25 protein-coding genes, 2 rRNA genes and 1 pseudogene are annotated in these 25,485 nt (G+C 39.0%); 19 read left to right on the forward strand and 9 right to left on the reverse strand.

Annotated features, from left to right (window positions below; all coding sequences use genetic code 11):
* Window positions 1-110 (forward strand): 23S ribosomal RNA (locus tag OS139_RS09045); the annotation flags it as partial.
* A gap of 94 nt (window positions 111-204) precedes the next feature.
* Window positions 205-320 (forward strand): 5S ribosomal RNA (rrf, locus tag OS139_RS09050).
* A 52-nt stretch (window positions 321-372) separates the two neighbouring features.
* Here the strand turns inward: rrf and OS139_RS09055 are convergent.
* From OS139_RS09055 to OS139_RS09070, 4 genes are all read right to left on the reverse strand, one after another.
* Entirely contained in the window at window positions 373-843 is a 471-nt protein-coding gene (locus OS139_RS09055; protein WP_002289440.1) for a glutathione peroxidase, read from the reverse strand.
* 158 nt (window positions 844-1,001) lie between these two features.
* Window positions 1,002-1,460, reverse strand: a complete 459-nt coding sequence (locus tag OS139_RS09060; protein WP_002289439.1) for an S-ribosylhomocysteine lyase — start codon at window positions 1,458-1,460, stop codon at window positions 1,002-1,004.
* A gap of 171 nt (window positions 1,461-1,631) precedes the next feature.
* Window positions 1,632-2,777 (reverse strand): cystathionine gamma-synthase, encoded by a 1,146-nt coding sequence (locus OS139_RS09065; protein ID WP_002289438.1) that lies wholly within the window; start codon window positions 2,775-2,777, stop codon window positions 1,632-1,634.
* Between the two features lie 12 nt (window positions 2,778-2,789).
* The gene (locus OS139_RS09070; protein ID WP_002289436.1) at window positions 2,790-3,707 is read right to left on the reverse strand and encodes a PLP-dependent cysteine synthase family protein; all 918 of its coding nucleotides are present in this window, start codon (window positions 3,705-3,707) and stop codon (window positions 2,790-2,792) included.
* A 426-nt stretch (window positions 3,708-4,133) separates the two neighbouring features.
* Between OS139_RS09070 and efp the strand changes: the two genes are divergently transcribed.
* From efp to OS139_RS09140, 14 genes and pseudogenes are all read left to right on the forward strand, one after another.
* The gene (gene efp / locus OS139_RS09075) at window positions 4,134-4,697 is read left to right on the forward strand and encodes an elongation factor P (RefSeq protein ID WP_002289434.1); all 564 of its coding nucleotides are present in this window, start codon (window positions 4,134-4,136) and stop codon (window positions 4,695-4,697) included.
* A gap of 100 nt (window positions 4,698-4,797) precedes the next feature.
* Window positions 4,798-4,968, forward strand: coding sequence for a hypothetical protein (locus OS139_RS09080; RefSeq protein ID WP_002294348.1), 171 nt, complete (start codon window positions 4,798-4,800; stop codon window positions 4,966-4,968).
* A gap of 214 nt (window positions 4,969-5,182) precedes the next feature.
* On the forward strand, window positions 5,183-6,442 hold the full coding sequence (gene lysA / locus OS139_RS09085) for a diaminopimelate decarboxylase (RefSeq protein ID WP_002286883.1): 1,260 nt from the start codon (window positions 5,183-5,185) through the stop codon (window positions 6,440-6,442).
* Complete coding sequence (gene dapF, locus OS139_RS09090; RefSeq protein ID WP_002331674.1) at window positions 6,429-7,229, forward strand: diaminopimelate epimerase; 801 nt, start codon at window positions 6,429-6,431, stop codon at window positions 7,227-7,229. The genes lysA and dapF overlap by 14 nt, the downstream gene beginning before the upstream one ends.
* 2 nt (window positions 7,230-7,231) lie before the next feature.
* Window positions 7,232-8,113, forward strand: a complete 882-nt coding sequence (dapA, locus tag OS139_RS09095; protein WP_002286879.1) for a 4-hydroxy-tetrahydrodipicolinate synthase — start codon at window positions 7,232-7,234, stop codon at window positions 8,111-8,113.
* Window positions 8,110-8,826 carry a 4-hydroxy-tetrahydrodipicolinate reductase gene (gene dapB / locus OS139_RS09100; RefSeq protein ID WP_002331673.1) on the forward strand — a complete coding sequence of 239 codons (717 nt, stop codon included), beginning with the start codon at window positions 8,110-8,112 and terminating at the stop codon, window positions 8,824-8,826. Before dapA ends, dapB begins: the two co-directional genes overlap by 4 nt.
* A gap of 5 nt (window positions 8,827-8,831) precedes the next feature.
* Window positions 8,832-9,527, forward strand: coding sequence for a 2,3,4,5-tetrahydropyridine-2,6-dicarboxylate N-acetyltransferase (dapD, locus tag OS139_RS09105; protein ID WP_002301230.1), 696 nt, complete (start codon window positions 8,832-8,834; stop codon window positions 9,525-9,527).
* 15 nt (window positions 9,528-9,542) lie between these two features.
* Window positions 9,543-10,544, forward strand: coding sequence for an aspartate-semialdehyde dehydrogenase (locus OS139_RS09110; protein ID WP_002286873.1), 1,002 nt, complete (start codon window positions 9,543-9,545; stop codon window positions 10,542-10,544).
* A gap of 8 nt (window positions 10,545-10,552) precedes the next feature.
* Window positions 10,553-11,902: an aspartate kinase gene (locus tag OS139_RS09115; protein WP_002304192.1), complete on the forward strand. Its 1,350-nt coding sequence runs from the start codon at window positions 10,553-10,555 to the stop codon at window positions 11,900-11,902.
* Window positions 11,862-13,013 carry a M20 family metallopeptidase gene (locus tag OS139_RS09120; RefSeq protein ID WP_002297890.1) on the forward strand — a complete coding sequence of 384 codons (1,152 nt, stop codon included), beginning with the start codon at window positions 11,862-11,864 and terminating at the stop codon, window positions 13,011-13,013. The genes OS139_RS09115 and OS139_RS09120 overlap by 41 nt, the downstream gene beginning before the upstream one ends.
* The gene (locus tag OS139_RS09125) at window positions 12,988-14,157 is read left to right on the forward strand and encodes a pyridoxal phosphate-dependent aminotransferase (RefSeq protein ID WP_002331672.1); all 1,170 of its coding nucleotides are present in this window, start codon (window positions 12,988-12,990) and stop codon (window positions 14,155-14,157) included. Before OS139_RS09120 ends, OS139_RS09125 begins: the two co-directional genes overlap by 26 nt.
* 175 nt (window positions 14,158-14,332) lie before the next feature.
* Window positions 14,333-15,712 (forward strand): FAD-dependent oxidoreductase, encoded by a 1,380-nt coding sequence (locus OS139_RS09130; protein ID WP_002286868.1) that lies wholly within the window; start codon window positions 14,333-14,335, stop codon window positions 15,710-15,712.
* A gap of 280 nt (window positions 15,713-15,992) precedes the next feature.
* A pseudogene (locus OS139_RS09135) lies at window positions 15,993-16,790 on the forward strand (IS3 family transposase); the annotation flags it as partial.
* A gap of 188 nt (window positions 16,791-16,978) precedes the next feature.
* On the forward strand, window positions 16,979-17,647 hold the full coding sequence (locus tag OS139_RS09140; RefSeq protein ID WP_002297894.1) for a DUF421 domain-containing protein: 669 nt from the start codon (window positions 16,979-16,981) through the stop codon (window positions 17,645-17,647).
* Window positions 17,648-17,842: 195 nt separating this feature from the next.
* Here the strand turns inward: OS139_RS09140 and OS139_RS09145 are convergent, their stop codons facing one another.
* The 5 genes from OS139_RS09145 to OS139_RS09165 all read right to left on the reverse strand — a co-directional run bounded on the left by OS139_RS09145 (window position 17,843) and on the right by OS139_RS09165 (window position 23,434).
* Complete coding sequence (locus OS139_RS09145; RefSeq protein ID WP_002293692.1) at window positions 17,843-18,229, reverse strand: hypothetical protein; 387 nt, start codon at window positions 18,227-18,229, stop codon at window positions 17,843-17,845.
* Window positions 18,201-19,583 (reverse strand): Y-family DNA polymerase, encoded by a 1,383-nt coding sequence (locus OS139_RS09150; protein WP_002323727.1) that lies wholly within the window; start codon window positions 19,581-19,583, stop codon window positions 18,201-18,203. Before OS139_RS09150 ends, OS139_RS09145 begins: the two co-directional genes overlap by 29 nt.
* 155 nt (window positions 19,584-19,738) lie before the next feature.
* The gene (locus OS139_RS09155; RefSeq protein WP_002286858.1) at window positions 19,739-20,926 is read right to left on the reverse strand and encodes a galactokinase; all 1,188 of its coding nucleotides are present in this window, start codon (window positions 20,924-20,926) and stop codon (window positions 19,739-19,741) included.
* A 6-nt stretch (window positions 20,927-20,932) separates the two neighbouring features.
* The gene (locus OS139_RS09160; protein ID WP_002331671.1) at window positions 20,933-21,964 is read right to left on the reverse strand and encodes an aldose epimerase family protein; all 1,032 of its coding nucleotides are present in this window, start codon (window positions 21,962-21,964) and stop codon (window positions 20,933-20,935) included.
* A 15-nt stretch (window positions 21,965-21,979) separates the two neighbouring features.
* Complete coding sequence (locus OS139_RS09165) at window positions 21,980-23,434, reverse strand: glycoside-pentoside-hexuronide (GPH):cation symporter (RefSeq protein WP_002293689.1); 1,455 nt, start codon at window positions 23,432-23,434, stop codon at window positions 21,980-21,982.
* Between the two features lie 174 nt (window positions 23,435-23,608).
* Between OS139_RS09165 and OS139_RS09170 the strand changes: the two genes are divergently transcribed.
* From OS139_RS09170 to OS139_RS09180, 3 genes are all read left to right on the forward strand, one after another.
* The gene (locus OS139_RS09170) at window positions 23,609-24,514 is read left to right on the forward strand and encodes an AraC family transcriptional regulator (RefSeq protein ID WP_002286852.1); all 906 of its coding nucleotides are present in this window, start codon (window positions 23,609-23,611) and stop codon (window positions 24,512-24,514) included.
* A gap of 90 nt (window positions 24,515-24,604) precedes the next feature.
* A complete protein-coding gene (locus OS139_RS09175; protein WP_002286851.1) occupies window positions 24,605-25,282 on the forward strand; it encodes an NAD(P)H-dependent oxidoreductase in 678 nt (225 codons plus the stop codon).
* The gene (locus OS139_RS09180) at window positions 25,279-25,449 is read left to right on the forward strand and encodes a hypothetical protein (RefSeq protein WP_002286849.1); all 171 of its coding nucleotides are present in this window, start codon (window positions 25,279-25,281) and stop codon (window positions 25,447-25,449) included. The genes OS139_RS09175 and OS139_RS09180 overlap by 4 nt, the downstream gene beginning before the upstream one ends.
* Window positions 25,450-25,485: the final 36 nt, after the last annotated feature.

Consider the following 25,485-nt stretch of genomic DNA (forward strand, 5'->3'; position numbering starts at 1 on the left):
TTTCTTTAAGAAAGTAAGATCCCTGAGAGATGATCAGGTAGATAGGTCAGGAGTGGAAGTACAGTGATGTATGGAGCGGACTGATACTAATCGATCGAGGACTTAACCAATAGGTTAAAAGAAAAGAACTCGGAAAAAAACTTATGTGACTTCAAATCCAGTTTTGAGTGAACAAAATTTACTCAATAAAAGATAACACCACAGTGTGGTGGCGATAGCGAGAAGGATACACCTGTAACCATGCCGAACACAGAAGTTAAGCTTCTTAGCGCCGATTGTAGTGAGGGGTTGCCCCTTGTGAGAGTAGGACGTCGCCACGCAAAGGCAAAAAGATGAACTAGAAATAGTTCATCTTTTTTTATTTTTATTAAGTTAAAGAACGGATTCAATTGCAGCGGTCATTTTCAATGGAGAAGTTTGTGGTGCAAATCGTTCGATTACTTTGCCATTTCTATCAATCAAAAATTTAGTAAAATTCCATTTTATTGCTTTAGTGACAGTACCAGGAGCTTCATTTTTAAGATAAGTAAAAAGAGGATCTGTATTTTCTCCATTTACGTCAATCAATTGATGCATAGGGAAGGTAACGCCATAAGTGGTTTTACAAGCTTCTGCTGCTTCAGTCGCTGAATCTAGCTCTTGTTTAAATTGATTGGAAGGAAAGCCTAAGATAACCAGACCTTGTGTCTGATAAGCTTGGTAAAGTTCTTCTAATTGTTTAAATTGAGGTGCTAGACCGCATTTTGTTGCAGTGTTAACAATGATTATCGGTTTGCCTGCATATTTTTTCAATGAATAGACAGTGCCGTCTTCTAAAGTAGTTTCAAAATTATAAATAGACATAAAGTTTTCTCCTTTCTATTTTATATAATAAAAAGAGCGCTAAACTGAAAACTAGCTATTTGTTTTCCCGTTTAGAACTCTTTTCAGACAATAAATATTTAATAAAATACGAAGATAAGATAGCTATATTGCTTCTCATCTTTACGTTCTTTTAGAAACTATGCTTCTACTTCAGACCATTCATCGCGTTTTGCTAAAAATTCACGAGCCAAAGCTTGTGCACCTTCTAGTGTATGGCTGGCAGCCCAGCCACATTGTGTTTCATTACTTGCAGGTACTTCAGTAGCTTCAAGAACATCTTTCATTGTTGCTTCAAGAACATCTAAAATGTCTTCGTAGCTTTCATGATTCAATACAGTCAAGTAAAAGCCTGTTTGGCATCCCATTGGAGACCAGTCTACGATGTAATCTGCGTGATTGCGGATTAGTTCGGCAGTCAAGTGCTCAAGTGAATGTAGACTTGGCATGTCCATGTGTTCTTTATTTGGTTGTTTAAAGCGGACGTCGTATTTAATGATGACATCGCCATGCGCACCCGTTTTTCGATCAGCTACACGTACATAAGGTGCTTTGACTTTTGTATGGTCAAGATTAAAACTTTCGACATTCATTCTCATTTGTAAGACTCCTATCTGTTTGTTCATTCGTTTTGATGCTTTTCACTAGAGAATTATTTAGTGAAAAGCATCAAAAACGTCTTTCTACTTGATTCTAACACTTATCGTTTCCAAGGTGTAGCAATCTGAAATATTTTTTAGATTTTTCTGCTAAGTCGTTTATTGGGACTTCTAGTTCTTGATTCTGTCAAATGCCTGAGCTAAATCGTTTATGAGATCCTGACCATACTCAATTCCTACAGAAAGACGGATCAAGCCGTCCTTTATGCCAGCCTCTTCTCGTTTTTCTTTTGGAATAGACGCATGAGTCATGACAGAAGGAATTTCCACTAAACTTTCTACGCCACCTAAACTTTCTGCTAAAGTAAATAGTTGGAGTGATTCAACAAATGGAATAGCAGATTCTTCATTTTTTAAAGTAAAAGAAATCATTCCGCTAAAGCCGCTCATCTGCTGCTTAGCAACTCCATGGAGTTCATGATCGGGTAATCCTGGATAGTAGACCTTTTCTACTGCTGGATGAGAAAATAGAAAATCAGCTACCACAAAAGCATTTTTTTGATGTTCCTCCATACGAACACTTAGTGTCTTGATTCCGCGCTGAAGTAACCAGCTATCTTGGGGACCAAGTACGGCTCCGATAGCATTTTGGTAAAATCCGATCTGATCGGCTAGATCTTTATGGTTAGAAGTCACTAAACCAGCTACTACATCGCTGTGTCCGCCTAGATATTTGGTACCGCTATGGACAACGATATCAGAACCGAGATCTAAAGGTCTTTGAAAATAAGGAGTAGCAAATGTATTGTCAGCAATAACTATCAATCCATGTTGATGAGCCAGAGTGGCACTTTTTTCTAAATCAGTAATCTTTAGAAGCGGATTGCTAGGTGTTTCAAGATAAAGTGCTTTTGTATTGGGTTTGATGGATTGTTCTATTTTATCAAGATTACTCGTATCTATGATCGTGTACTCGAGACCATTTTTAGTAAGAACTTTGTCAAATAGACGGAATGTTCCTCCATAGACATCATCTCCTAATAAGATATGATCGCCAGCTTGAAAAAGAGAAAAAACGGCATGAATCCCAGAAAGACCAGAAGAAAAAGCGAATCCTCGAACACCGCCTTCCAAATCAGCAATCAGTTCTTCCAATGCAAAACGAGTAGGATTACCAGATCTTGAATATTCATATTGTTTAGGCTGGCCGACGCCATCTTGCCGATAAGTGGATGTTTGATAAATAGGTACACTGACAGCTCCTGTTGTGGGATCTTCACTGATGCCTCCGTGGATCAATTTTGTTTGAATGTGCATGTTTCTTTCCTCCTATAAGTAAATGTTTTTTGATAAATAGCGGTCTGCTGCGTCTGGAAAAATCGTAACGACACGATGACCAGGTGGTAAACGACGAATTTCTCTTAATGCTGCTGCAAAAGCCGCACCACTCGAACTTCCAACTAATAGTCCTTGTTCTCGTGCTAACTGCCTAGTATAGTTAAACCCTTCTACATCAGAGATTGTCTCGATCTGATTGATTGAAAGGGGAGAAAGAAACGGCGGAATGAATTCTACACCGATACCCTCAATTTCGTGAGGGGCTGGATCACCACCATTTAACACAGAGCCCTCTGGTTCTACACCGATTATTCGAATGTCGGGATATTTTTCTTTCAAAAAGGTAGAAGTTCCAGCAAAGGTTCCACCACTCCCAATTCCTGCTACAAAACTATGGATATTTTCTTTGATTTCATGAAAGATTTCTGGCCCTAACGTATGATAGTAAGCAGCAGGATTATCTTTATTTTCAAATTGAAGAGGCAGATAGCTGTTTGATATCTCCTCTGCAAGTTTTTTACTTTTGCTGATGGCACCGATGATTCCTTGCTCACTAGGAGAATGGATGATCTTTGCTCCCAATGCTTTCATCAATTGTTGTTTTTCTAAGCTAAACTTCTCTGGAACAACAAAAACCGTTCTTAATTTGTATGTGAGTGCGGCCAGAGCGATCCCAATTCCTGTATTTCCGGCAGTTGGTTCGATGATCGTCGTTTTTTCATTGATTTTTCCTTGGGCAAATCCTTCTTTGATCAAATAACTGCCCAATCTATCTTTGATACTTCCTCCAGGATTTAAATATTCTAGTTTTGCATAAATAGCAGAACCTTTAGGCATAGAATAGTGCTGATTGTCAAAGCGATAAAGCGGTGTGGAACCAATAGCTTCTGTAATTGTCGAGATAATCATGTGGGCCTCCTAAAAAAGATAATAAAAAAAGGAGCTGACTATTAAATCAGCTCCTTGAAAGACATAGAGAAAAATTGAGTAGATAAAAAGATAAGTTACCTGGTACTCATTCTATGAAGGGCAATTAATAGACATGACAAATAGTATGCTGCTTTTATGCACCATACAACAGCAACGATTCAATTGTTTTTGGTTGCTGACTGTCATGTGTATCCCTCCAAGTAAAATTTTTATTAACGATAGCATGAAAAAAAATAAAAGTCAAAGGCTTGAAAGAAAAAAATATTTCGATAGCATCGTTTACCCGTGTTTATTTTTCTGACAAATAGGCATGAGACCTTAAAAGATAGAGAATACTCTAGTTTTCTGGCCGGTTGTCTGATACAATAAAGTTGATTATGATAAAGAAAAGAAGGAGCAAAAATAATGATCTCAGCAAGTGATTTAAGAGCCGGTATGACTTTCGTACAAGACGGCAAACTGATTAAAGTTCTGGATGCAAGCCACCATAAACCTGGTAAAGGAAATACAGTTATGCGTATGAAACTGAAAGATGTCCGTTCAGGTGCAACATACGACACAACGTTCAGACCAGAAGAAAAATTTGAAAAAGCACATATCGACACAAAACCTGTACAATATTTGTACACGATGGATGATACAGCTTTCTTCATGGATTTGGAAACATATGAGCAATATGAAATTCCTGTAGAAACAGTAGAAGAAGAAATGAAATATATCCTAGAAAACATGGAAGTAAAAATCCAATTTTTCGGTAGCGAAGTCATCGGCGTTCAATTACCAACAACTGTCGTATTACGTGTTGTGGAAACACAACCTTCCATCAAAGGTGCAACAGTCACTGGTTCAGGTAAGCCAGCGACAATGGAAACTGGCTTAGTAGTCAATGTTCCTGACTTCATCGAAACAGATGAATTGTTGGAAATCAATACAGCAGAAGGTTCTTATGTAAAACGTGCGTCAAAATAATTCGCTAACGGATTGATAAGAATTTGAAAACAGAGCTTGACCTCTTGAAAGGCAGATCATCGGATCTGCCTTTCAAGAGGTTTTTTGTGGAATCAGCAAATTGAAAAATAAAAAAGTATTTGATTTTATTTATATTTTGAAAGATGAATGGCAAAAGCTAGAGAAAGAAGAAACTGCACTTATTTATGAAGAAATTGAAATGATTCATAAAATTGAAAATATCCGAACTATTCCGAACTATATTGAAGCGAAAATATTTTTTCATCACTAAATAGTGTTGAATTTATGTTTTTATGTATAAATAGCTTCTAATAGTTCGGGTATTTTGTTTTTATAACCATTTTTATTCTTATTTTTAAAAAAATATTTCGAAATATACTAGACAATTCAGAAAATTTTGTTTAATATTATTCCAATAAAATTCAAATCTTTATCAAATGAAATTCCAATAAAAACGGAAAAAAAGTGAAAAGAGGAATGAAAAAATGACAGAATTGATAATTGGCGGAGTCACAGCAAGCACATTGGCAGAAAAGTATAAGACACCTCTGTATGTGTATGATGAAGAAAAGATGAGACAAACGATGCTGTCATTCAAGCGAGGCTTTGTATCGAAACGTTTTGATACAAAAGTGCTTTACGCCTCTAAAGCATTCCAAACGATTGAGATGCTGCATTTAGTTCGTGAATATGGATTCGGGCTAGATGTTGTCAGTGGTGGGGAAATCTATACCGCTTTGCAAGCTGATTTTCCTAGAGATACTATCTACTTCCATGGTAACAACAAGACGCCAGAGGAACTGATCTATGCACTTGAAAATGATTTGTTGCATATTGTTGCCGATAATTTGATGGAAGTTGAATTATTAGCAGAATTAAGCCAACGCTATTTAAAAAAAATCTGTATCATGCTTCGGTTGAATGTCGGAGTAGAAGCACATACTCATGAATATATCGTCACTGCGCATATTGATTCAAAATTCGGCATGAGCTATGAAAGTAAAGAGTGCCAACAAGCCCTTCAGTTGATAAAAGAAAGCAGCTATCTAGAGTTAGAAGGATTTCATGCTCATATCGGGTCACAAATTTTTGATGTTACTGCTTGGTTAGCTGAAATCGACAAATTGACGAATTACTTAACCGATTTTGACCAACCTCTTTCCTTGAATCTTGGCGGAGGGTTTGGGATTCGTTATACACAAAATGATCAGCCGATCCCAGTCGAAGAGGCACTAAAAAAACTGATTGAATATACGGAAGAAGCTTTGGAAAAACGAAAACTGACCATTCGTCAATTACTGATCGAACCGGGTAGAAGTATTGTTGGAGAAGCTGGTACAACACTATACACGATTGGTTTCATCAAAAAGACACCACATAAAAAATATTACTTTGTAGATGGCGGGATGACAGATAATATCCGTCCAGCTCTGTATCAGGCAGAATACGATTGTGATTTAGCAGCAAAACTGTCGGAAGAAAAAACAGAGAAAGTGACGATTGCAGGAAAAATGTGTGAATCAGGCGATGTGGTAATTAAAGAAGCTTATTTGCCGAAAGCAGAATCGGGTGATCTTTTAGCTGTTTATTCCACGGGAGCTTATGGATACTCGATGAGCAGCAACTACAATCGAGCGACACGACCAGCAGTTGTTTTTGTCAATAATGGCCAATCAAGACTGATTGTTCGCAGACAAGCATTTTCTGATCTACTAAGGGGGGAAGTTTCTTATGATCCTTCATAAATATAATGGCTGTGGAAATGATTTTATCTTATTAGATTACACAGAGGATACGGATTATAGTCAATTAGCTGCTTCTTTATGTGCAAAAGAAAAATATGACACAGACGGATTGATCGCCGTAAAAACCGATCCGTTGGAAATGATCTATTACAACAAAGATGGCAGTCGCGCGCCGATGTGCGGAAATGGCATTCGCTGTTTTGCTCGATACGTAAATGATCAGAACATGATGAATGAACAGGAATTCAACGTAGAGACATTAGCAGGCACAAGAAAAATTACGGTGTTGGATCCCTCACCTTTTTATTGCAGCGTAGATATGGGAGTGCCAGATGATTCTCCGGAAAAAATCAAAGCTAATCAAACTTATCCAATAAAAAACCAGGAAATAGAGATCAATGGTGACAAAGTAACGATCACTAGTTTATTTTTAGGAACGATTCATACCGTTGTTTTTGTTGAAAATGCGCGTGAGGAAGTCTGGAGAAAAAGAGGTGAACTGATCTGTCATCATCCTTTGTTCAAAGAAAAAACCAATGTCAACTTTGTAGAAGTAGTCAATGAACAAGAATTGATCGTCCGTACCTATGAAAGAGGAGTAGGTTGGACACTTGCTTGCGGTACAGGTTGCTGTGCCTCTTATGTGGTTGCTAAGGAAACTGGGAAAATTTCAGCAGATCAGGTAGTTGTTCACTTGGAACAAGGAGACTTGATGATCTCTGGTGAGGATACGATACAAATGGCTGGCCCAGCAGTTCATGAATGGACAAGAATATTGGAGGAATGAAGATGATAAAAGGTTCGATCGTGGCGCTGATCACGCCGATGAATGAAGAGGGATCAGTAGATTATGCTGGTTTGGAAAAATTGATCCAATTCCATTTAGATGAACAAACAGACGGATTATTAGTTTTAGGTACAACAGGAGAATCTTCTACGCTCACACAATCTGAGGAGGAGCAGATCCTTCAACTGACAGTAAAGAAAGTGGCTGGCCGTGTGCCGGTGATTGCAGGAGCTGGAACGAATAATACAAAAGAAACGATTGAAAAAGCGAAGCATTTTGCTTCTTTGGGGGCAGACGCACTTTTGGTCATCACCCCTTACTACAACAAAACAAGTGACGCAGGACTAGCTGCTCATTTTACAGCAATTGCAGAAGCCTCACCGATTCCGCTTATTTTGTATAATGTTCCTTCTAGAACAGGCATGTCGATTCCAATTCATGTATTAGTAAATTTAGCAGAACATCCTAATATCATTGGTTTGAAAGAAGCCTCAGGAGATATGGCTTATGTGATGGATGCCGCTCGGTTGATTGGAGAAGAATTCTTCCTTTACAGTGGAAATGATGATTTGATCCTACCAGTAATGAGTGTAGGAGGAAGCGGTGTAATAAGTGTATGGGCGAATATCCAACCTAAAATAGTCCATGAATTAGTAAAAGATACGCAGGACGGAAGATGGCAGCAAGCAAAAGAAAAGCAATTAAATGCACTTGAACTGATCCATGCCTTGTTCAGTGAGACCAATCCTATTCCTGTCAAAGCAGCCATGTCATTATTAGACTTACCTTCCGGACCTCTACGCCTGCCTTTAGTTTCTCTTTCAAAAGAGAAAAAGAAACAATTAGCTCAGCTTTTGTTAAAAGAAAGGACGGTTGAAAAATGAAAATCGGATTGATTGGCAGTGGACAGATGGGAAATAGAGTCGAAGAAGTTGCACAAGAAAGAGGAGATACGGTCCTTCTTTTACGGACGGCACCTAAAGAAGCAACTACGCTTGCTTTTACGGAACTGCCAGAACTGCTTATTGATTTTTCTCATCCAGATAATTTAGAGATGATCCTTTCGTATAGCTTGTCTTATCAACTTCCGTTAGTCATTGGCACGACAGGTTATACACAATCACAGTTCCAAGAAATAAAAGAACATGCCAAACATGTACCTGTGATGTATAGTGCTAATTTTTCGTTCGGCATCATGGTGATGAATCAACTAATCAAGCAAGCAGCTGCAATGTTGCAAGGCTGGCAGATCGAACTGATTGAAAAACATCATAGTCGTAAAAAAGATGCACCATCTGGTACTGCAAATATGCTGCTTCAAACAATCCAAGAAGTGCAAAAGCTGCAGCCCGTATACAACTGGCAAGGGAAAAAAAGAGAAGAAAACCAAATTGGTGTACACAGTATTCGTGCAGGTTCTTTACCTGGTGAACATGATGTATTGTTTGCTGCTACTGATGAAATATTTACGATCAAACATGAATCTTTTTCTAATCGAATCTTTGCTGCAGGCGCAGTAGAAGCAGCGGACTGGTTGAAAGATCAGTCACCAGGTTATTACAAATTAGAAGATTTATTAATGGACAAAGGGGTGTAAAAAACGTGGAAGCTCAAGAAATCATCCGCTACATTCAAACGGCATCTAAAAAGACGCCTGTGAAAGTCTATCTGAATGTAACCGAGCCAATCGAATTTAAAGAAAGTAAAGTTTTTGGTGAAGGAAGCAGCTTCGTTGTTTTTGGTGACTATGAGACGATTGCTCCGGTTTTAGAAGCTGAATCAGAAAAAATCATTGAAATCGAAATCGAAACTGCTGCAAGATACAGCGCAGTTCCTTTGCTAGATATTAAAAAAATTAATGCTCGTATCGAACCAGGTGCTATTATCAGAGATCAAGTGTCAATCGGCAACAATGCCGTGATCATGATGGGAGCGATTATCAATATTGGTGCAGTAATCGGTGAAAACACGATGATTGATATGGGTGCTGTCTTAGGTGGACGAGCGACAGTGGGCAAAAACTGCCATATTGGTGCAGGAGCTGTCTTAGCAGGTGTGATCGAACCAGCATCGGCCAAACCGGTTATCGTAGAAGACGGCGTACTGGTAGGTGCGAATGCAGTGATTGTTGAAGGTGTCCATATCGGAAAAGATGCAGTCGTGGCAGCAGGAGCAGTGGTTTTAGAAGATGTGGCAGCAGGCACTGTTGTCGGTGGAATACCTGCACGTGTATTAAAAATAAGTGATGATCAGACAAAAGAAAATACAGCATTGATTGCTGCGTTACGCGAATTATAGAGGAGATGGAGAAAAATGCGCGAAATAGATACCTGTATTGTGGGGGCAACCGGATTAGTCGGCCAAACGATGCTCAAAGTGTTAGAAGAATATGATTTTCCAGTAGGACGATTGAAATTATTAGCTTCAAAACGTTCAGCCGGTAAAGTTTGTGTATTCAAGAAAAAGAAACACACTGTACAGGAATTGACAGAAACTTCATTTGAAGGATATGATTTAGCGCTATTTTCTGCAGGTGCTTCTGTATCCAAAGAGTTTGCGCCAATCGCACGAAGTCAGGGACTATTTGTCATAGATAATTCCTCAGCATGGCGGGAAGATTCGGATATTCCATTAATCGTTCCAGAGGTCAATCTGGAAGACTATACATTGAATCGGCTGATTGCAAATCCAAATTGTTCAACCATTCAAGCGGTACTTCCACTTAAAGCTTTACAAGAAGCCTTTGGTATCCAGCGAGTCAATTATTCGACCTATCAAGCAGTTTCTGGTTCCGGGCAAAAAGGCATTGAAGATCTTCATCGTACGCAAAATGACGAGGAACCAGTTTTGTATCCTTATAATATTAGCCAAACGGTGATTCCGGAAATCGATCAGCCTTTGGAAAATGGGTATACAAAAGAAGAACAGAAAATGATAAATGAGACCCGTAAGATTCTGCATCAGCCTGCTTTGCCAGTATCAGCAACCTGCGTACGTGTGCCAATCGAAAATGGACATGGAGTCTCTGTGGCAGTTCAACTGCAAAAAGAGTTTACGACGGAAGAAATTAGAGAGTGTCTCAGCCAGTTTCCAGGGATTCAATTAGAAGATGATCTAGCAGCACATAAATATCCGACGAGCATTCTTGCTAGAGGAACAGATATGGTTTATGTTGGGAGGATCAGAAAAGACACTTCTTTAGAGAACGGATTGTTGTTCTATACGACTGCCGATAACATACGCAAAGGAGCCGCTGCGAATGCCGTACAGATTGCTGCAGCTTTAATGCAGAAAATAGCGGAGGTGGCAAGATGAGTAATACGCTGAAAGTAGCGAAATTCGGCGGAACATCGATGTCTCATGAAGAACAATTCAAAAAAGTCCGTACAATTGTTCTTTCAGATCCCAATCGCCAAGTGATCGTTGTTTCTGCTTTAGGCAAACGTACGTCAGATGATGACAAAGTAACAGACTTACTTTATTTGATTTATGCTTACCTTCAGCATCATGTTGATTGGACACCCCTTTGGAAAAGGATTTGTGATCGTTTCATTCAAGTAAGAGATGTTCTTGCCCTGCAGTTACCTATTGAAGATGAACTAGCACGCATACAGAAACAACTGGAAGACGAAAAGATAACTGAAGATTATTTAGTAAGTAGAGGTGAATATCTGACTGCTCAACTGATGGCTGAGTATCTTGGTTACCAGTTTATTGACGCAAAAGACCTGATTTTCTTTGACTATGATGGGAAAATCGATCAGGAAAAAACAGCACAGGAAATCACAAAAGCATTTAAAAGATATCCGAAAATGGTTGTTCCAGGGTTTTACGGGGCGAACCCTGCAGGAAAAGAAAAATTATTGGGCCGTGGGGGAAGCGACATTACCGGCGCGATACTGGCGAAGATGTTGCAAGCGGAAAGTTATGAGAATTGGACGGATGTTTCAGGAATCATGATGGCTGATCCGCGAATCATCGATCATCCTAAAATCATCGAGGAAATCTCTTTTAGAGAACTGAGAGAGATGGCTTATATGGGGGCTAACGTTCTTCATGAAGCAGCTGTTTTCCCAGTTCAAGAGGCTGATATCCCCATCCAAATAAAAAATACCAATGATCCTTTCGCTCAAGGGACAAAAATATCGAATCACGAAATAGAAAAGGAAAATGGACTGACAGGAATAGCTGGACGCAAGGATTTTCTTTCCATCACTTTATTCAAACGTCATATGTCCGATGAAATCGGGTTTATCTGGAAAGCAATGAGCATTTTTGCTAAACATGAGATATCAATCGAACATATTCCTTCAGGGATCGACAATATCGGAGTGATCGTCTCAGCAGAAGCGATTGCCGATAAATTATTTCTCATCACGAAAGAATTAAAAGAAACACTTGGCGTGGAAGAAATCGTCGTGATTGAAGACTTAGCTTTGATCTCTGTCGTTGGCGGACCGCATAAAGAATTGATCGGTTTATCTGGAAAAGTGTTATCGATATTGAACAAATTAGAAATTCGCACATCGATCTTATCACAAGGAGCACAGGAGTTGAATCTGATCATCGGTGTACCGAATAATCAATATGAAACAGTAGTGAAGGGTATCTATGAAGGGATGGTGAATACGGATGCTGAAAGAATATCGAATGGCACTCCATCAAATTCCTGAAATCGGATTTCATGAATTCAAGACAAAAAAATATTTATATGAACAAGTAAAAAACAGCGGGGCCGTTATCCATGAAATCGGCGAAACAGGACTACTCCTTTATTTTGATAATCAACAAGAAGAAACGATTGCTTTTCGAACAGATATCGATGCACTGCCAGTCAAAGAAGAAACGAATCTCTCTTTTGCTTCTAAGCATGAAGGGTATATGCATGCATGTGGTCATGACGGACATATGGCGATGCTTTTAGGGTTGACTGACTTTATAACTAAACACATTGAGGATCTTATTTATAATGTAGTACTGATCTATCAGCCATCAGAAGAAATTTCCGGTGGCGCACAAAGCGTTATTCAGTCAGGATTGTTGGATAAATATGAAGTACAAGCAATATTTGGCTTTCATCTATGGCCTGGACTAGCTAAGGGAGAAGTTTTCTCTCGACCAGGACCTTTGATGGCACAAAGCAGTGAAACAGACATTATCATTAAAGGCCAGTCTGCACATATTGCTTCTAGTGAAAAAGGAATCGATAGTCTGGAGGCAGCTGTACGATTTTTGAAGAATGTTTATGATTTTGACCGGCAATTACCGGCAGAGTGGAATCATCTAATGAAATTTGGCCAAATCCAAGGTGGAACGATCCGAAATGTTTTAGCTGGAGAAGTTATTGTATCCGGAAGTATCCGTTCTTACAGTTCAGATATGCAAAATTATTTGAAGAGGGGATTAGACCATTTAGCAGAACAGTTTCACTCTACAGCTACTATTTCTTTTCACTATAATGACGGCTATCCAGCTGTAATCAACCATAGAGGCTTATATGCAGCACTGCTAGATTCAAACAAACTACATGAATTAGATGCTCCAGTTCTTCAAGCCGAAGATTTTGGCATATATACGCAACAATATCCATGTGTATTTTTCTTTTTAGGTGTCGGTGATACCCCTGCTTTACATGATCCGACGTTCGATTTTGATATGGATGTTTTAGAAAATGGTGTAGAATGGTACAAAACGATTCTTTTTACAGAAAATCTTCTTGTAAAAATCGATAGCAGTTCAAAAGAGGAGCGAGTAAATAATGATGAATTTATCCAATCGATTTAGTCCCAGGCTTTCTAGAATAGAAGTATCAAAAATACGACAATTCGATCAGCAAATATCTTCGATACCAGATGTGATCAAACTCACCCTGGGAGAACCGGATTTTCCAACTCCCGAGCATGTCAAACAAGCCGGAATAGCAGCGATTGAAGAAGACTTTTCTCACTATACCGGAATGAGAGGACTGGAGGAACTGCGGGAAGCTGCTTGTATGTTTCAGCAGCAGCGTTATGGACTAACTTATGATCCGCAAACGGAAGTTTTGACGACGGTTGGTGCAACGGAAGCGATTGCCTCTGCATTGTTATCTGTTTTGGAAGAAGGAGACAAGGTTCTTATTCCAGCGCCTGCTTATTCAGGATATCAGCCATTAGTGGAACTAGCTGGTGCTGAATTGATCCCGATAGATACTTCTGACACAGGGTTTGTCTGTCAGCCGGAACAATTTGAACGAGCATTTGAACAATATGGATCAGCTGTCAAAGCAGTCATTTTAAACTATCCTAACAATCCTACTGGGACGACATTGTCTGCAAAACAATTGAAAGCAATCGCTGAGGTTTTAAAAAAATATCCGGTATTTGTTATAAGTGATGAAGTATATGCTGAATTGACTTATAGTGGAACGCATATGTCCATAGCTACTTATCTTCCAGAACAAACAATCGTGATAAGCGGGTTATCCAAGTCACATGCGATGACTGGTTGGCGAGTGGGCTTTATTTTTGCTCAAAAAGCCCTTATTGACGAACTAATTAAAGTCCATCAATATCTGGTGACTGCCGCTACAACGATGGCGCAAAAAGCTGCGGCTGAAGCGCTAATAAATGGGGTGAAAGATAGCGAGAATATGAAAGAGCAATATCAAACACGAAGAGACTATCTGGTCCAGCAATTGGCGCCTTTAGGATTTGAAGTGACCCAGCCAAACGGTGCATTTTACTTGTTTTGCAAACTCCCAGCTGCCATTCAAACTGACTCTTGGCAGTTTTGTGTAGAATTAGCGGAACAGGCAAAAGTTGCGTGTATCCCAGGAATTGCATTTGGCCCAGAAGGAGAAGGTTATATCCGGATTTCTTATGCTAGCAGCATGGAAAAATTACATGAGGCCTGCAAACGGATCAAAGACTTTTTAACAGAACAGTGATTCATAGATTTTATCAAAAAAAACAATCGTTAATTTTGCGGTATATTCTGCAAGGAGACGATTGTTTTTTAAATTTAGTTCAAATGAACGCGTTTCTTTTGATTCATAACTAATGTAATGTTAAGTTTAAATTGTTTAGAATGATTTTAAAAGAATATTCAAGGAGGTTTCATCAATGGAAAAAATCAAAGTTGTCATTGTAGGTGCATCTCATGGAGGGCATCAATCGATCTTGGAACTATTGACACGATACGGTGAAAATGTAGATATCACGCTATTTGAAGCAGGAGACTATATTTCCTTCATGTCATGTGGTATGGAGCTGTATTTAGAAGACAAGGTAACAGATGTAAATGATGTACGTAATTTCAGACCAGAAAACTTTCCGCAATCCAATGTTCATATTTTAAATAATCACGAAGTAAAAACGATCGATGCCGATAAAAAAACAGTAACGGTTACTAGCGCATCAGATAACGAAACAAAAGAATATCCTTATGACAAATTGATTTTGAGTTCTGGTGTCAAACCAAACAATCTGCCAGTACCAGGAGCAGATCTAGAAAATGTCTACTTGATGCGTGGATACAATTGGGCAACCAAAATCAAAGAAAAATTAAATGATCCGGCTATTAAAAAAATCGCTGTCGTAGGTGCGGGTTACATTGGGATCGAAGCAGCAGAAGCAAGCCGAAAAGCTGGGAAAGAAGTCGTATTGCTTGATGTGATCGATAGACCTTTAGGCACTTATTTAGATGCTGAGATGACAGATATTTTAGAACAACACCTAAATGAAAACGGTATTGAAGTTTTGACAAATGCAAAAATCGAAGCTTTTACTGGTAACGGAAAAGTTGAGGCAATCAAAACAAGTGAAAAAGAAATCCCAGCAGATCTAGTCATTCAAGCTGCCGGTGTGAAGGCAAATACAGAATGGTTAAAAGGGATCGTCGACTTAGATGAACGTGGCTGGATCCAAACAAATGAATACTTGCAAACGAATCTTCCAGATGTGTATGCAGTAGGAGATGCTACACTTGCTTATTCTATCCCAGCACGCAAAAAAATGCCGATCGCTTTAGCGACTGTTGCACGTAGAGAAGCACGTTATGTAGTAAAACATCTTTTTGAAGAAGTACCAAACAAACCGTTCGGCGGAGTCGTAGGTTCCTCTGCATTAAGTGTCTTTGACTATCATTTTGCAGCAAGCGGATTGAATAGCTTTACAGCAGCAAAAGCAGGAGTAGATGTACGAGTGTCTTATTATGAAGATACGTTAAGACCAAAATATGTACCAGAAGAACAAGGAAATCCAAAAGTGTCCATCCAATTATTCTCGGATCCAATGACCCATCAATTGCTAGGAGGAGCAGTATTATCTACCTATGATGTTACAGGTCAAGGAAATGTATTGGCACTAGCGATCCAAAACAAACTGACTTTAGAAGAACTAGCAGAAGCTGACTTCTTCTTCCAGCCAGGCTTTGACCGACAATGGAGCATGTTGAATCTAGCCGCTCAACAAGCGTTAGGAGAAGAACCATTTGTAGAATAAGAAAACGAAATATTTGAAAAGAGGTTGTGAAAAAGCTGCCTTGCATCAAGTAATAAGAACAGCCAAGTAAAAACAGCTTCTTATGTTTTTAACTTGGCTGGACTTATTACCGCAGATGCAAGCTTTTGAACACCGTTTATTTTCAAAAAAGGGACTGTGACACGATTTGTGTACCGACCCCCAAAAGTTAGACCAAAAAATCTAACTTTTGGAGGTCGGTATTTTTTATGGTTAAATATACTTTTGAACTTAAATTAAAGATCGTTCATGATTATTTGGATGGCAAAGGCGATTGGACCGTAAAAATCCAGATCAAGAGATTGAAGCGGAAATGCTTAAAATTCGGGAGAAGCACAAGGATTATGGCTGTTTACGGATGACCAATGAACTAAGAAACCGCGGTTTCTCTATCAATAAAAAGAAAGTTCAGCGCTTGATCAAGAAGCTAGGAATAAAAGTAACGGCATACACGCGTAAATCACGTCGCTACAATTCTTATCGAGGAAAAGTTGGAGCAGTAGCCAAAAATCGGATCCATCGTCGTTTCTACACCAGTATCTGCCATCAGAAAATCACGACGGATACAACTGAATTTAAATACCATGAAGTGGATGCCAAAGGCATTATCCGTCAAAAGAAATTGTATCTAGATCCTTTTATGGATATGTTCAATAGTGAGATTTTATCCTATCGTATCTCTGAAAAGCCCAATGCATTAGCGGTAATGGAAGGTTTGGAGGAAGCTATCCAGACCACTAACGATTGTCCCTATCGTCGTACGTTTCACTCAGATCAAGGTTGGGCGTATCAAATGAAAGCTTATAGAAACAAATTGAAGGAGTACAAAATCTTTCAAAGCATGTCTCGGAAAGGGAACTGCTTAGATAATTCACTTATGGAGAATTTTTTTGGCTTATTAAAACAAGAGATTTTTCACGGGAAAGTTTATAACTGTTTCGAGGAATTAAAATCAGCCATCGATAGCTATATCTATTACTACAATAATGAACGGATAAAACAGAAATTAAACTGGCAAAGTCTCGTCCAATTTCGTAAAACAACCGTAACGGTTGTGTAAAAATATCATTTTAGAGCATGAAAAAAAGGAGTGGATTTCTCCACTCCAAAAAAGTCTAACTTTTGGGGGTCACTACAGTGTCACAGTCCTTTTTTTAGTAAAAGGATACATTTCTTCCTTGTATATTCCATGCGTGTTCGTGAGAAAGCATATATAATTTAATTAACAGATAGTTAGGGGGAGAAAAAATGATTTTTTCAATTACAATGAAACTGGTATTCGGGTTGATCGGTTTATTATTAGTGGTACGTTTGCTTGGGAAGAAATCCATGTCAGAAATCACACCGTTTGATTTAGTCTATACGCTTGTTTTAGGTGGGATCTTAGAAGAATCAACCTATGATGACAATGTCCATGTAGGGCATGTCCTATTTGCCATTGCGCTTTGGGCAGTAATGATTTATGGTATCGAACGTATCGTCCAAAGAAATGAAAAGGTCAATCGTTGGGTCAAAGGCGAGCCATCTGTTCTAATCAAAGACGGCGTCATCAACATGACAGAGTTGACAAATAACCATATCGAGATGGAGCAGTTGCGAGCAATCTTAAGACAGCAGGAATGCTTTTCTCTTGAAAATGCCAAACATGTTATCCTAGAGAATGCCGGTCAAATGAGTGTATTGAAAAAATCAGATGAAGACAAAGCTTTATCGATCCTGCTTGTAGATGAAGGGCAAATTCAGCATAAAGTGCTTCAGTCCAATCAATTGACTGAATCATGGCTTATGGAGAACTTGAAGAAAGAAGGCTATGCAGATGTAAAACAGCTGATTTATGTTGAATGGTCAGAAGAAAAAGGGCTCTACATACTAAATAAAGAAGACGTCATGCATGAATCTTACCGAATAGATGGATAGACAGAGGTTGTGAAATCAGCGCCTTGGATTGTTACTCAAAACTAAGCGACTTTTTCACAACCTCTGATATCTAATATACGTTGTTCCAGAAGTTGCTTCTTCGAAAAATAAGCCAAAATTCCACAAAAATTTAAGAAGCAATTTTCGAAAAATCCTTTCTTATTTTTTGAAGTTGATCACTTCTGTCACAACCTCTCATGTCACAAACCATTTTTTTGTTTCCTTTAACTCAATATACCGTACGTCTTCCCACAATATCGGCTGATGGTCAATCATAAAGTAATCTTCATAGGCTTCACCAATGAAGTGCCCTTCGACCTCATCCAAGAGTCTTCCAAATTCATCTTTTAAATTGAGCTGAATGATTACTGCTTTACGAGATAAAAAGGCTTCTGTCAGTATACTATCGATTTCTTGCAATGTCATTTGTTGTTTAGGAAGAGGCTGTTTGCGTGCTTCTTCTTCATTTTTTTTGATACCGTTGACTAGTTCTTCCATCGCAAAAGCAGTCCCCCATTTTAATCCAAATGGCCGATCTCGATACTCGTTATAGTCAATGAATTTTTTTGCTGTCCGTCTCATCTTTTCCACCTTCTAATCCACTCATACCACCTGCATGCCCGCCAACGAGAGAACTACGTGCGATGGCGCGTCCTCCTTGCAAGAGACTATGCGCATGGATGATTGATTGAAAGCCGTATTTTTTTCTAATCGTATCGACAACAAAATCAACTTTCGCTTCATTTATCTGCTTTTCAGGATCTTCAAAAAGGTTAAGCTGTAAACCTGTCGCGTATACGAGGTCGGAACAGTTCACGCCTACACGCCGAATATCCTGGTAGTGGTAATGCTGGTGGAAAATGGTCAATAAAGCATCTGCTAGATCTCTGCTAGCATTTGTCGCTTCGATTTTCATTTGCTGGTGAAACCCGGTCTTGCCATTTGGATCAAGATAGCCTAAAGAGTATCCTACCCATAAGCTGACTACTTGTGTTTTTGCTGCAGATCGTCTCAAGCGAGTGCCGACTTGATCGGCCATTTCTTTGATAACGATCTCGATTTCTTCTCGTCTTGTATAATCTCTATCTAGGATTTGACTATTTCCGATACTTTTTGATTTTGGTGTATATTCTTGTCCCAAAAAACTTCGATCGATCCCCCAAGCATGGGCATAAAGCTGAGTACCGATGACCCCTAGCTTGCTTTTCAAGTGATAATAATCCGCGTGAGCTAAATCATAAACAGAATGTATACCCATTTGTTTCAGACGTTTTGCTGTTCGTTTGCCGATTCCCCAAAAGTCAGTGATATCTGAGATTTTCCATAACTTTTCTGGTACATCTTCATAACGCCATTCAGCAAACATTTGCTTTCCGTCTTTTGAGCCATTGTCTAAGGCTAGTTTAGCAAGTAGCGGGTTATCGCCAATTCCTATAGTCGTGTAGATTCCGGTCTGCTTAAACACATCTTTATGGATCAGTTTAGCCATGTCGTACGCATTTGTTTTACCAAAGAGTGCCATGCTATTTGTTACATCAAGGAAGCTTTCATCGACGGAATAGACATGATGGTTCGCTTCGTCTGCATATTTTTTATAGATAGAATTGATTTCTCTGTTCTTTTCCATATAATAGGCCATCCTTGGGGCAACAATATATAAATCACTTGGATAGGGGAAGGGAAGATCTCTGGCACGGCTGATATTGGTGATGCCGTAAGCTTTTTTTGCTGCAGGACTGGAAGCCAAGATTAATCCGCTACCCCGTGTTTCTGTCGAATCGGACGGATAGGACATGACTACTAATTTAGTTGTAAGGGGATCAAGATCCTTTTCAACGCACTCTACGGAGGCGTAAAAAGATTTGCAGTCAATACATAAAATATCTCTTGAAGGTTCTTTTTCATAAACAAATACCGGATTTTGATTCGCCCACATAACAATCACCTCTTCAACACAATTAGAACACATGTTCTCTTTCCGTGTCAATAAAAAACAGCAATTTTCAAATACGAGCAAAAGGCTCACATTTGGAAATTGCTGAGAGGTTATTTTTATCTATTTGTTTTTAGCTGAGATCGTTGATTTTTTTATCAAACATGAACAGCTTCTGGATCGATCTTTGTTGTCCCATTTCCAATGTGTGCAACATAAAATTCCGGAGCATAGCCGACAACTTTCATGTATTCATCATAGACATTGTTTTTGAAGGCAGGTATATTTTCTTCTTTGACAAGAGCAATCGCACAGCCACCAAATCCAGCTCCTGTCATTCGTGCACCTAAGACACCTTCTTGTTTTTGAGCAGCATCTACTAGTGTATCTAATTCGATCCCAGTTACTTCATAATCATAGCGAAGAGAGTGGTGAGAATCATTTAACAGTTGACCAAATGCTTCTAAGTTCCCAGCTTCTAATTCAGCTTTTGCCTTCAAAGTCCGCTGATTTTCAGAAACGGCATGGCGAGCTCTGCGTATCAATGTATCATCGCCGATTTGGTCAATAGTTGATTCAAATTCTTCTTCATCTAAGTCTCCTAAAGAAGAGATAGGCAAAGTTTTTTGCAAACGTGCCAAGGCTTCTTCGCATTCGCTGCGACGTTCATTGTATTTTGAATCTGCCAATTCCCGCCGCTTATTCGTATTCATGATGACGATTGCATAACCATCTAGTTTCACTGGGACCATTTCGTATTTCAGCGTATTTGTATCTAATAAGATTGCATGATCTAGCTCACCGAAGCCGATGGCAAACTGATCCATGATACCTGAATTGACACCGATGAATTCATTTTCTACTTTTTTACCTGTTTGGACTAGTTCCAAGCGATCTGTTTTTAAATCAAACAGATCTTCTAATACAACACCTACCAATAATTCTAATGAAGCGCTACTGGAAAGTCCTGCACCATTAGGGATTGTTCCTTCCACTAACAACTCAAACCCATGATCGATTGAGTGTCCAGCTTCTTTTAATTTAAGGACCATTCCTTTTACGTAATTTGCCCAGTTTGCTTTTTTATCATATTCTAGCTCATCTAAAGTAAAACTAATGACACCGATATCGTCAAAGTTTGTGGAATAAACTAATATTTTATTATCGTCTCGAGGTGCTGCTACACCTTGCGTTCCATAAGTGATGGAAGCGGGGAAGACATGGCCTCCATTGTAATCTGTGTGTTCACCAATCAAATTGATGCGTCCTGGTGAGAAGTATTGTGTAGTTTTTTTAGGTCCGAATGTTTCGGCAAATTTTGTGTTTAAGCTTCTTTTGATTTCCATGATGAGTTATTCCTTTCTTGTTTTGATTTTGAATTCTGTCACTGTTTCAAATACTGATCCGGCTTTTAAATGAATCGAACCAAATGCTGAGAAGCGCTCTGCACCTGGAGCTGTTTGAGTCTCAAATGTGATGCCACCATGATGTGCCAGTTTTCGGTTGCGCATTTCTGGTGTTTCTGTGCCGAAATTTGCAGTGAAAATAACCACACTAGAAGCATCTGTAGCAATATCTACTTGGATTCTTTTATCGGGGCTAGTCAAGCGAGCGGCTTCTTTATCCAAGCCGGTTTCTTTTAAGAAAAATGGATGATCGATTCCGTCAACAAGATTTTTTTGATCCAAATCACTAGCAAAAACGGACGCTAATTTTTTAGGTATTTGAAAATCGAAAGCACTTCCTGCAGCATTTTCTTTTACCCCTATAGGAATACTATCTGTTCGCAAAGGAGCATAAGCTTCGCTATTGAGCCAAAGCTCATGTTGATCGATTGACTGAGAAGCATCTCCCGTCAAGTTGAAGTAAACATGATTTGTCGGATTGAATAAAGTATCTTGGTCACTGGTGCCGCGAGAGGTCACTCGCCAGATATTATCTTGTGTCAAAGTATAGCGGATTTCCACATCCATTGTACCTGGAAAACCATGTTCTCCGTCGGGACTTGTAGTAGTAAAAATGACAGAAGCTTCATTTTCGCCATTCAAAATGACATAAGACCATTTTTTTAATTCAAATCCAGGAGCACCACCATGCAGATTATGTCCAGTTTTTGGATCTGTGGCTAATTGGTAAGTTTTTCCATTGAGAGAAAAGCGGCCATTTTCGATTCTCCCTGCGGTGCGACCGATAGAAGCACCGATATACGGATCTTTTTCGATATATTCTTCAGCGGTGTCAAATCCCAAAACTAATTCTCGATCATTTGATTTTAAACTGACGATTCTAGCACCTAAATCAGAGATAGAAAGTGCTAGCTTGTTTTTGTTCTCCAAGGTTATCAAGTGATAACCTTGGCCAAAATCTTTTTCTGTAATCTTCATTTTCAAGATCCTTTCTTAATGGGAAGGAACTACTGCATCGTGAAGTTCATCTTCCATTGTATCAGCTGGAGCCAATTTGTTTTCCAATTCCTCAACGATTTGTGCATGTTTTTTCTCTGTCAATGTAATCTTCCAAGCAAAAATAATAGCGGAGAAAATCATCAAAGCAGCAGGAGCATAGAATGCATAAGCTTTGAAAGTCGTTACGCCATGAGCAGTGATATCAGCAGCAGTAGCATTACCAGTCATCCCAGAAGCGATAGCGACAAACCCTACGATCCCGTTAGACAAAGCACCAGCGATTTTATCTAGTAAAGGGCGAATTGATAGAGTAACAGCTTCGTTACGGATACCATTTTTCCATTGACCATATTCAACAGAGTCTGTGATCGTCATCAAAGCGGATAAGAAAATTAATTGTTGAGGGAAGTAGAACAATACTAGCCCGATGATAACGATTGGCAAACTTGAACCTGCGATCGTAAAGAAAAAGTAAGAAGAAATCATCATTGCGATCCCTCCAAGGTAAACGTAGCGACGAGAGATGACGCGTGTAAGCATTGGGAATAGTGGAACAGCTACTAAACCAAGTAAGGCAGCAACTAGACCAACGATCCAAAATTCAGTTGGTTGGCCAAGTACATATTTGAAGAAGTAGAATAATACGGCAGTTGTTGCTACATTGGCAATCGCATAAGCGATATAAGCAAGGGCAAGCCACATCAACTGATCATTTTGAGCAACTGCTTTGAACACATCTTTGATCCCAGCTTTTTCATTTTGCTGACGGATCGCAGTATCGACTTCTTTTGTGCCCAAGGCAGTGATAATCGCAGTACCGCCTGAAATAACAGCAGCAATCACACCGAACCAGAACCAGCCTGAAGCGCCTTCAATATGTTTATGAGTAACAAGATAGGTAAAGAAAGTAACGATAGGGACAACGACTAGAGTAGTACCATTTGCACCTAGAGAAGAGCCGAAACGAGCAAACGTAGCAAATTTTTCACGTTCCTTTGTTTCCGTACTCAAAGCTGGAATCATTGACCAAAAAGCGATATCCTTAAATGAATAAAAACTATCCAATAAGATGAAAACGATTGCAAATAATATGATAAATAAAGTCGTATTATGAGTAGCTAAGCCAAAGAAATTGGTAAAGATTGCTACCAAGAGTACGGAACTAACAACGCCGCCGATAACTAACCATGGTTTGAATTTACCGTATTTTGTACGAGTATTATCGATGATGCCACCAATCAAAGGATCAAAAATAATTTCAACTAAGCGGATACCTACAACTAAGCTTGTAACTGTAGCAATCATTTTTGCATTCGTTGCCTTATCTGTTCCTGCGAACATCTGGCTTGTCACGAATACCATAAAATAAGTGCTTAATGTAACATAGAATGTGTCGTGTCCAAAAGCGCCTAAAGCGTAGGACACACGTTGGATCATTTTGCTTTTCATAATCTGTATTCCTCTCCTGTTCAATATATAATACTAAGTAAACCGGTTACAACGAATAACAAAGATCTTTTAATGACTTAAGCTTAACAAGAAATCGCTTTCTTTTTAATATATTTCTGTGACTTTTATTTAACTTTTTGTTGCATTATACTAAAGGAGTAAGGAGGGATAGACGTGGAGCAATCGATTTTTTTAAAAAAGGAACATCAACAAGTAGAAAAAGAATTGTATTTTGATTTTTGTGGTTTCTCTAAAACGATGCCGTTTCATTCTTTTGGTCCTGCTATTCGCAATGATTACATCCTGCATGTCGTGATGGAAGGCAAAGGATCTTATCATGTGAAAAATCAACAATTCCAATTGAAAAAAGGTGATCTGTTCTTGATTCGTCCAGGAGACTCGACGTTTTACTTATCAGATGGAGAAGATCCGTGGATGTATTGCTGGCTTTCATTTGGTGGGAGTGCTGCAGAAGAAATCATTCGGCAGTCGCTTTTCAGAGAAGACCAATACACGATGGTCTCTTCTGACATACAAAAATATATCGACATTATTTTAGAATGCATGAAAGATACGGAAGAAACCTTGGAAAATGAATTACAGTTAACAGCATTAACCTACCGTTTTTTATCAGTCCTTTTAAAAGATGGCGGAAAGGTCAGCGGAGGTGTACAAAAGGTTCATTCCTCTTTAGCTGTTGAAACAGTCAAATACATCGAGGCACATTATGCTGAAAAATTGTCTGTTGAGGAAATCGCCCAGCATTTAGCGGTCAATCGGAGCCATTTGTCGCGAGTATTCAAAAATCATATGGGCACCAGTATCAAGGAATATTTGATCGGGGTACGGATCAATCGAGGGGCGTTTCTTCTTTCTCTGACGGATGAATCCGTGGAAAGTATTGCCTATCAAGTAGGGTTCAATAGTCTAGTCGTATTTAGCCGAATGTTCAAAAAGAGTACCGGAGAAACGGCTACGAACTATCGTAAACGTATGAAAAACGAAAATTTTAAGAATATTGCTTTGGATACCTTGAAAAAACAGTTGGAAAAACAAACCGCAGTTTCTTGGACAACCTGATTAGTCTGGTTAAAATGACAAGCATCGGCAAAAGAAACTTGTGGCGATTATGCTACACTGTAAAGCGAAGACTAAAAAGGAGGAAAAGGGATGCGTACACTTATCATCATTAGCCATCCAACGATCGAAGAATCTTTAAATCAGCAATTTTTCAAAGAAGCTTCTGCTGGTTTACCAGCTACTTGGCATCATTTGGAATCAAGTTATCCAGACGGAAAAATAGATATAGAGACTGAATTACAGCTCTTGGCCCAGCATGATCGGATCATTTTCCAGTTTCCGTTTTACTGGTATAGTTCTCCTGCTCATTTAAAAATTTGGCAAGATAATGTCTTGGAACGAGCAGCACATGTATTAAAAGGGAAAGAACTAGGAATCGTATTGACAACAGGTGTGGCGGAAAAAGAATACCAAGCTGGAGGAAAAGAAGAATATACGATTTCCGAATTTTTGAGGCCGTATCAGCGAATCGCAAATAAATTCCATATGACCTATCTTCCGCCATTCGTTTTAGCACAATTTATGTATTTATCCCAGGAAAAACGTTGGGAGAAGCTAATTGCTTATCAGCAGTATCTCTCATTGGAAGGCAAACCATCGCTGACTCAGCGGATTGACTGGTTTATTCAAAGAGTACAGGAAAATCAGAAAATGCAGGAAGAAGAATCTGAAAAACAAGCATATATCGTAGAAGCACTGACTGAGGCAAAAGAGCAGATCGAAGACTTGACCTTTACACTGCAAGAAATGAAAGGAACTTCATTATGACAAATGATTGGCTGATCCAACAATTAGATGAATTAAGCGAAAAATCAGAATATCAAGACCGTGCGCTCTTATATGAAATAAAGAAACTGATGGCTGAGATAGACGAACGAACAATGCAGCTGCAAGGAGAAATCGACGGACAATCTTGGAATCATCTCAACTGGTGAAATTTTCTTATAAATAACAAAGATAAAAATGTGCAC

The organism is Enterococcus sp. E4-223, from assembly GCF_035727065.1.
Taxonomy (GTDB): domain Bacteria; phylum Bacillota; class Bacilli; order Lactobacillales; family Enterococcaceae; genus Enterococcus_B; species Enterococcus_B faecium.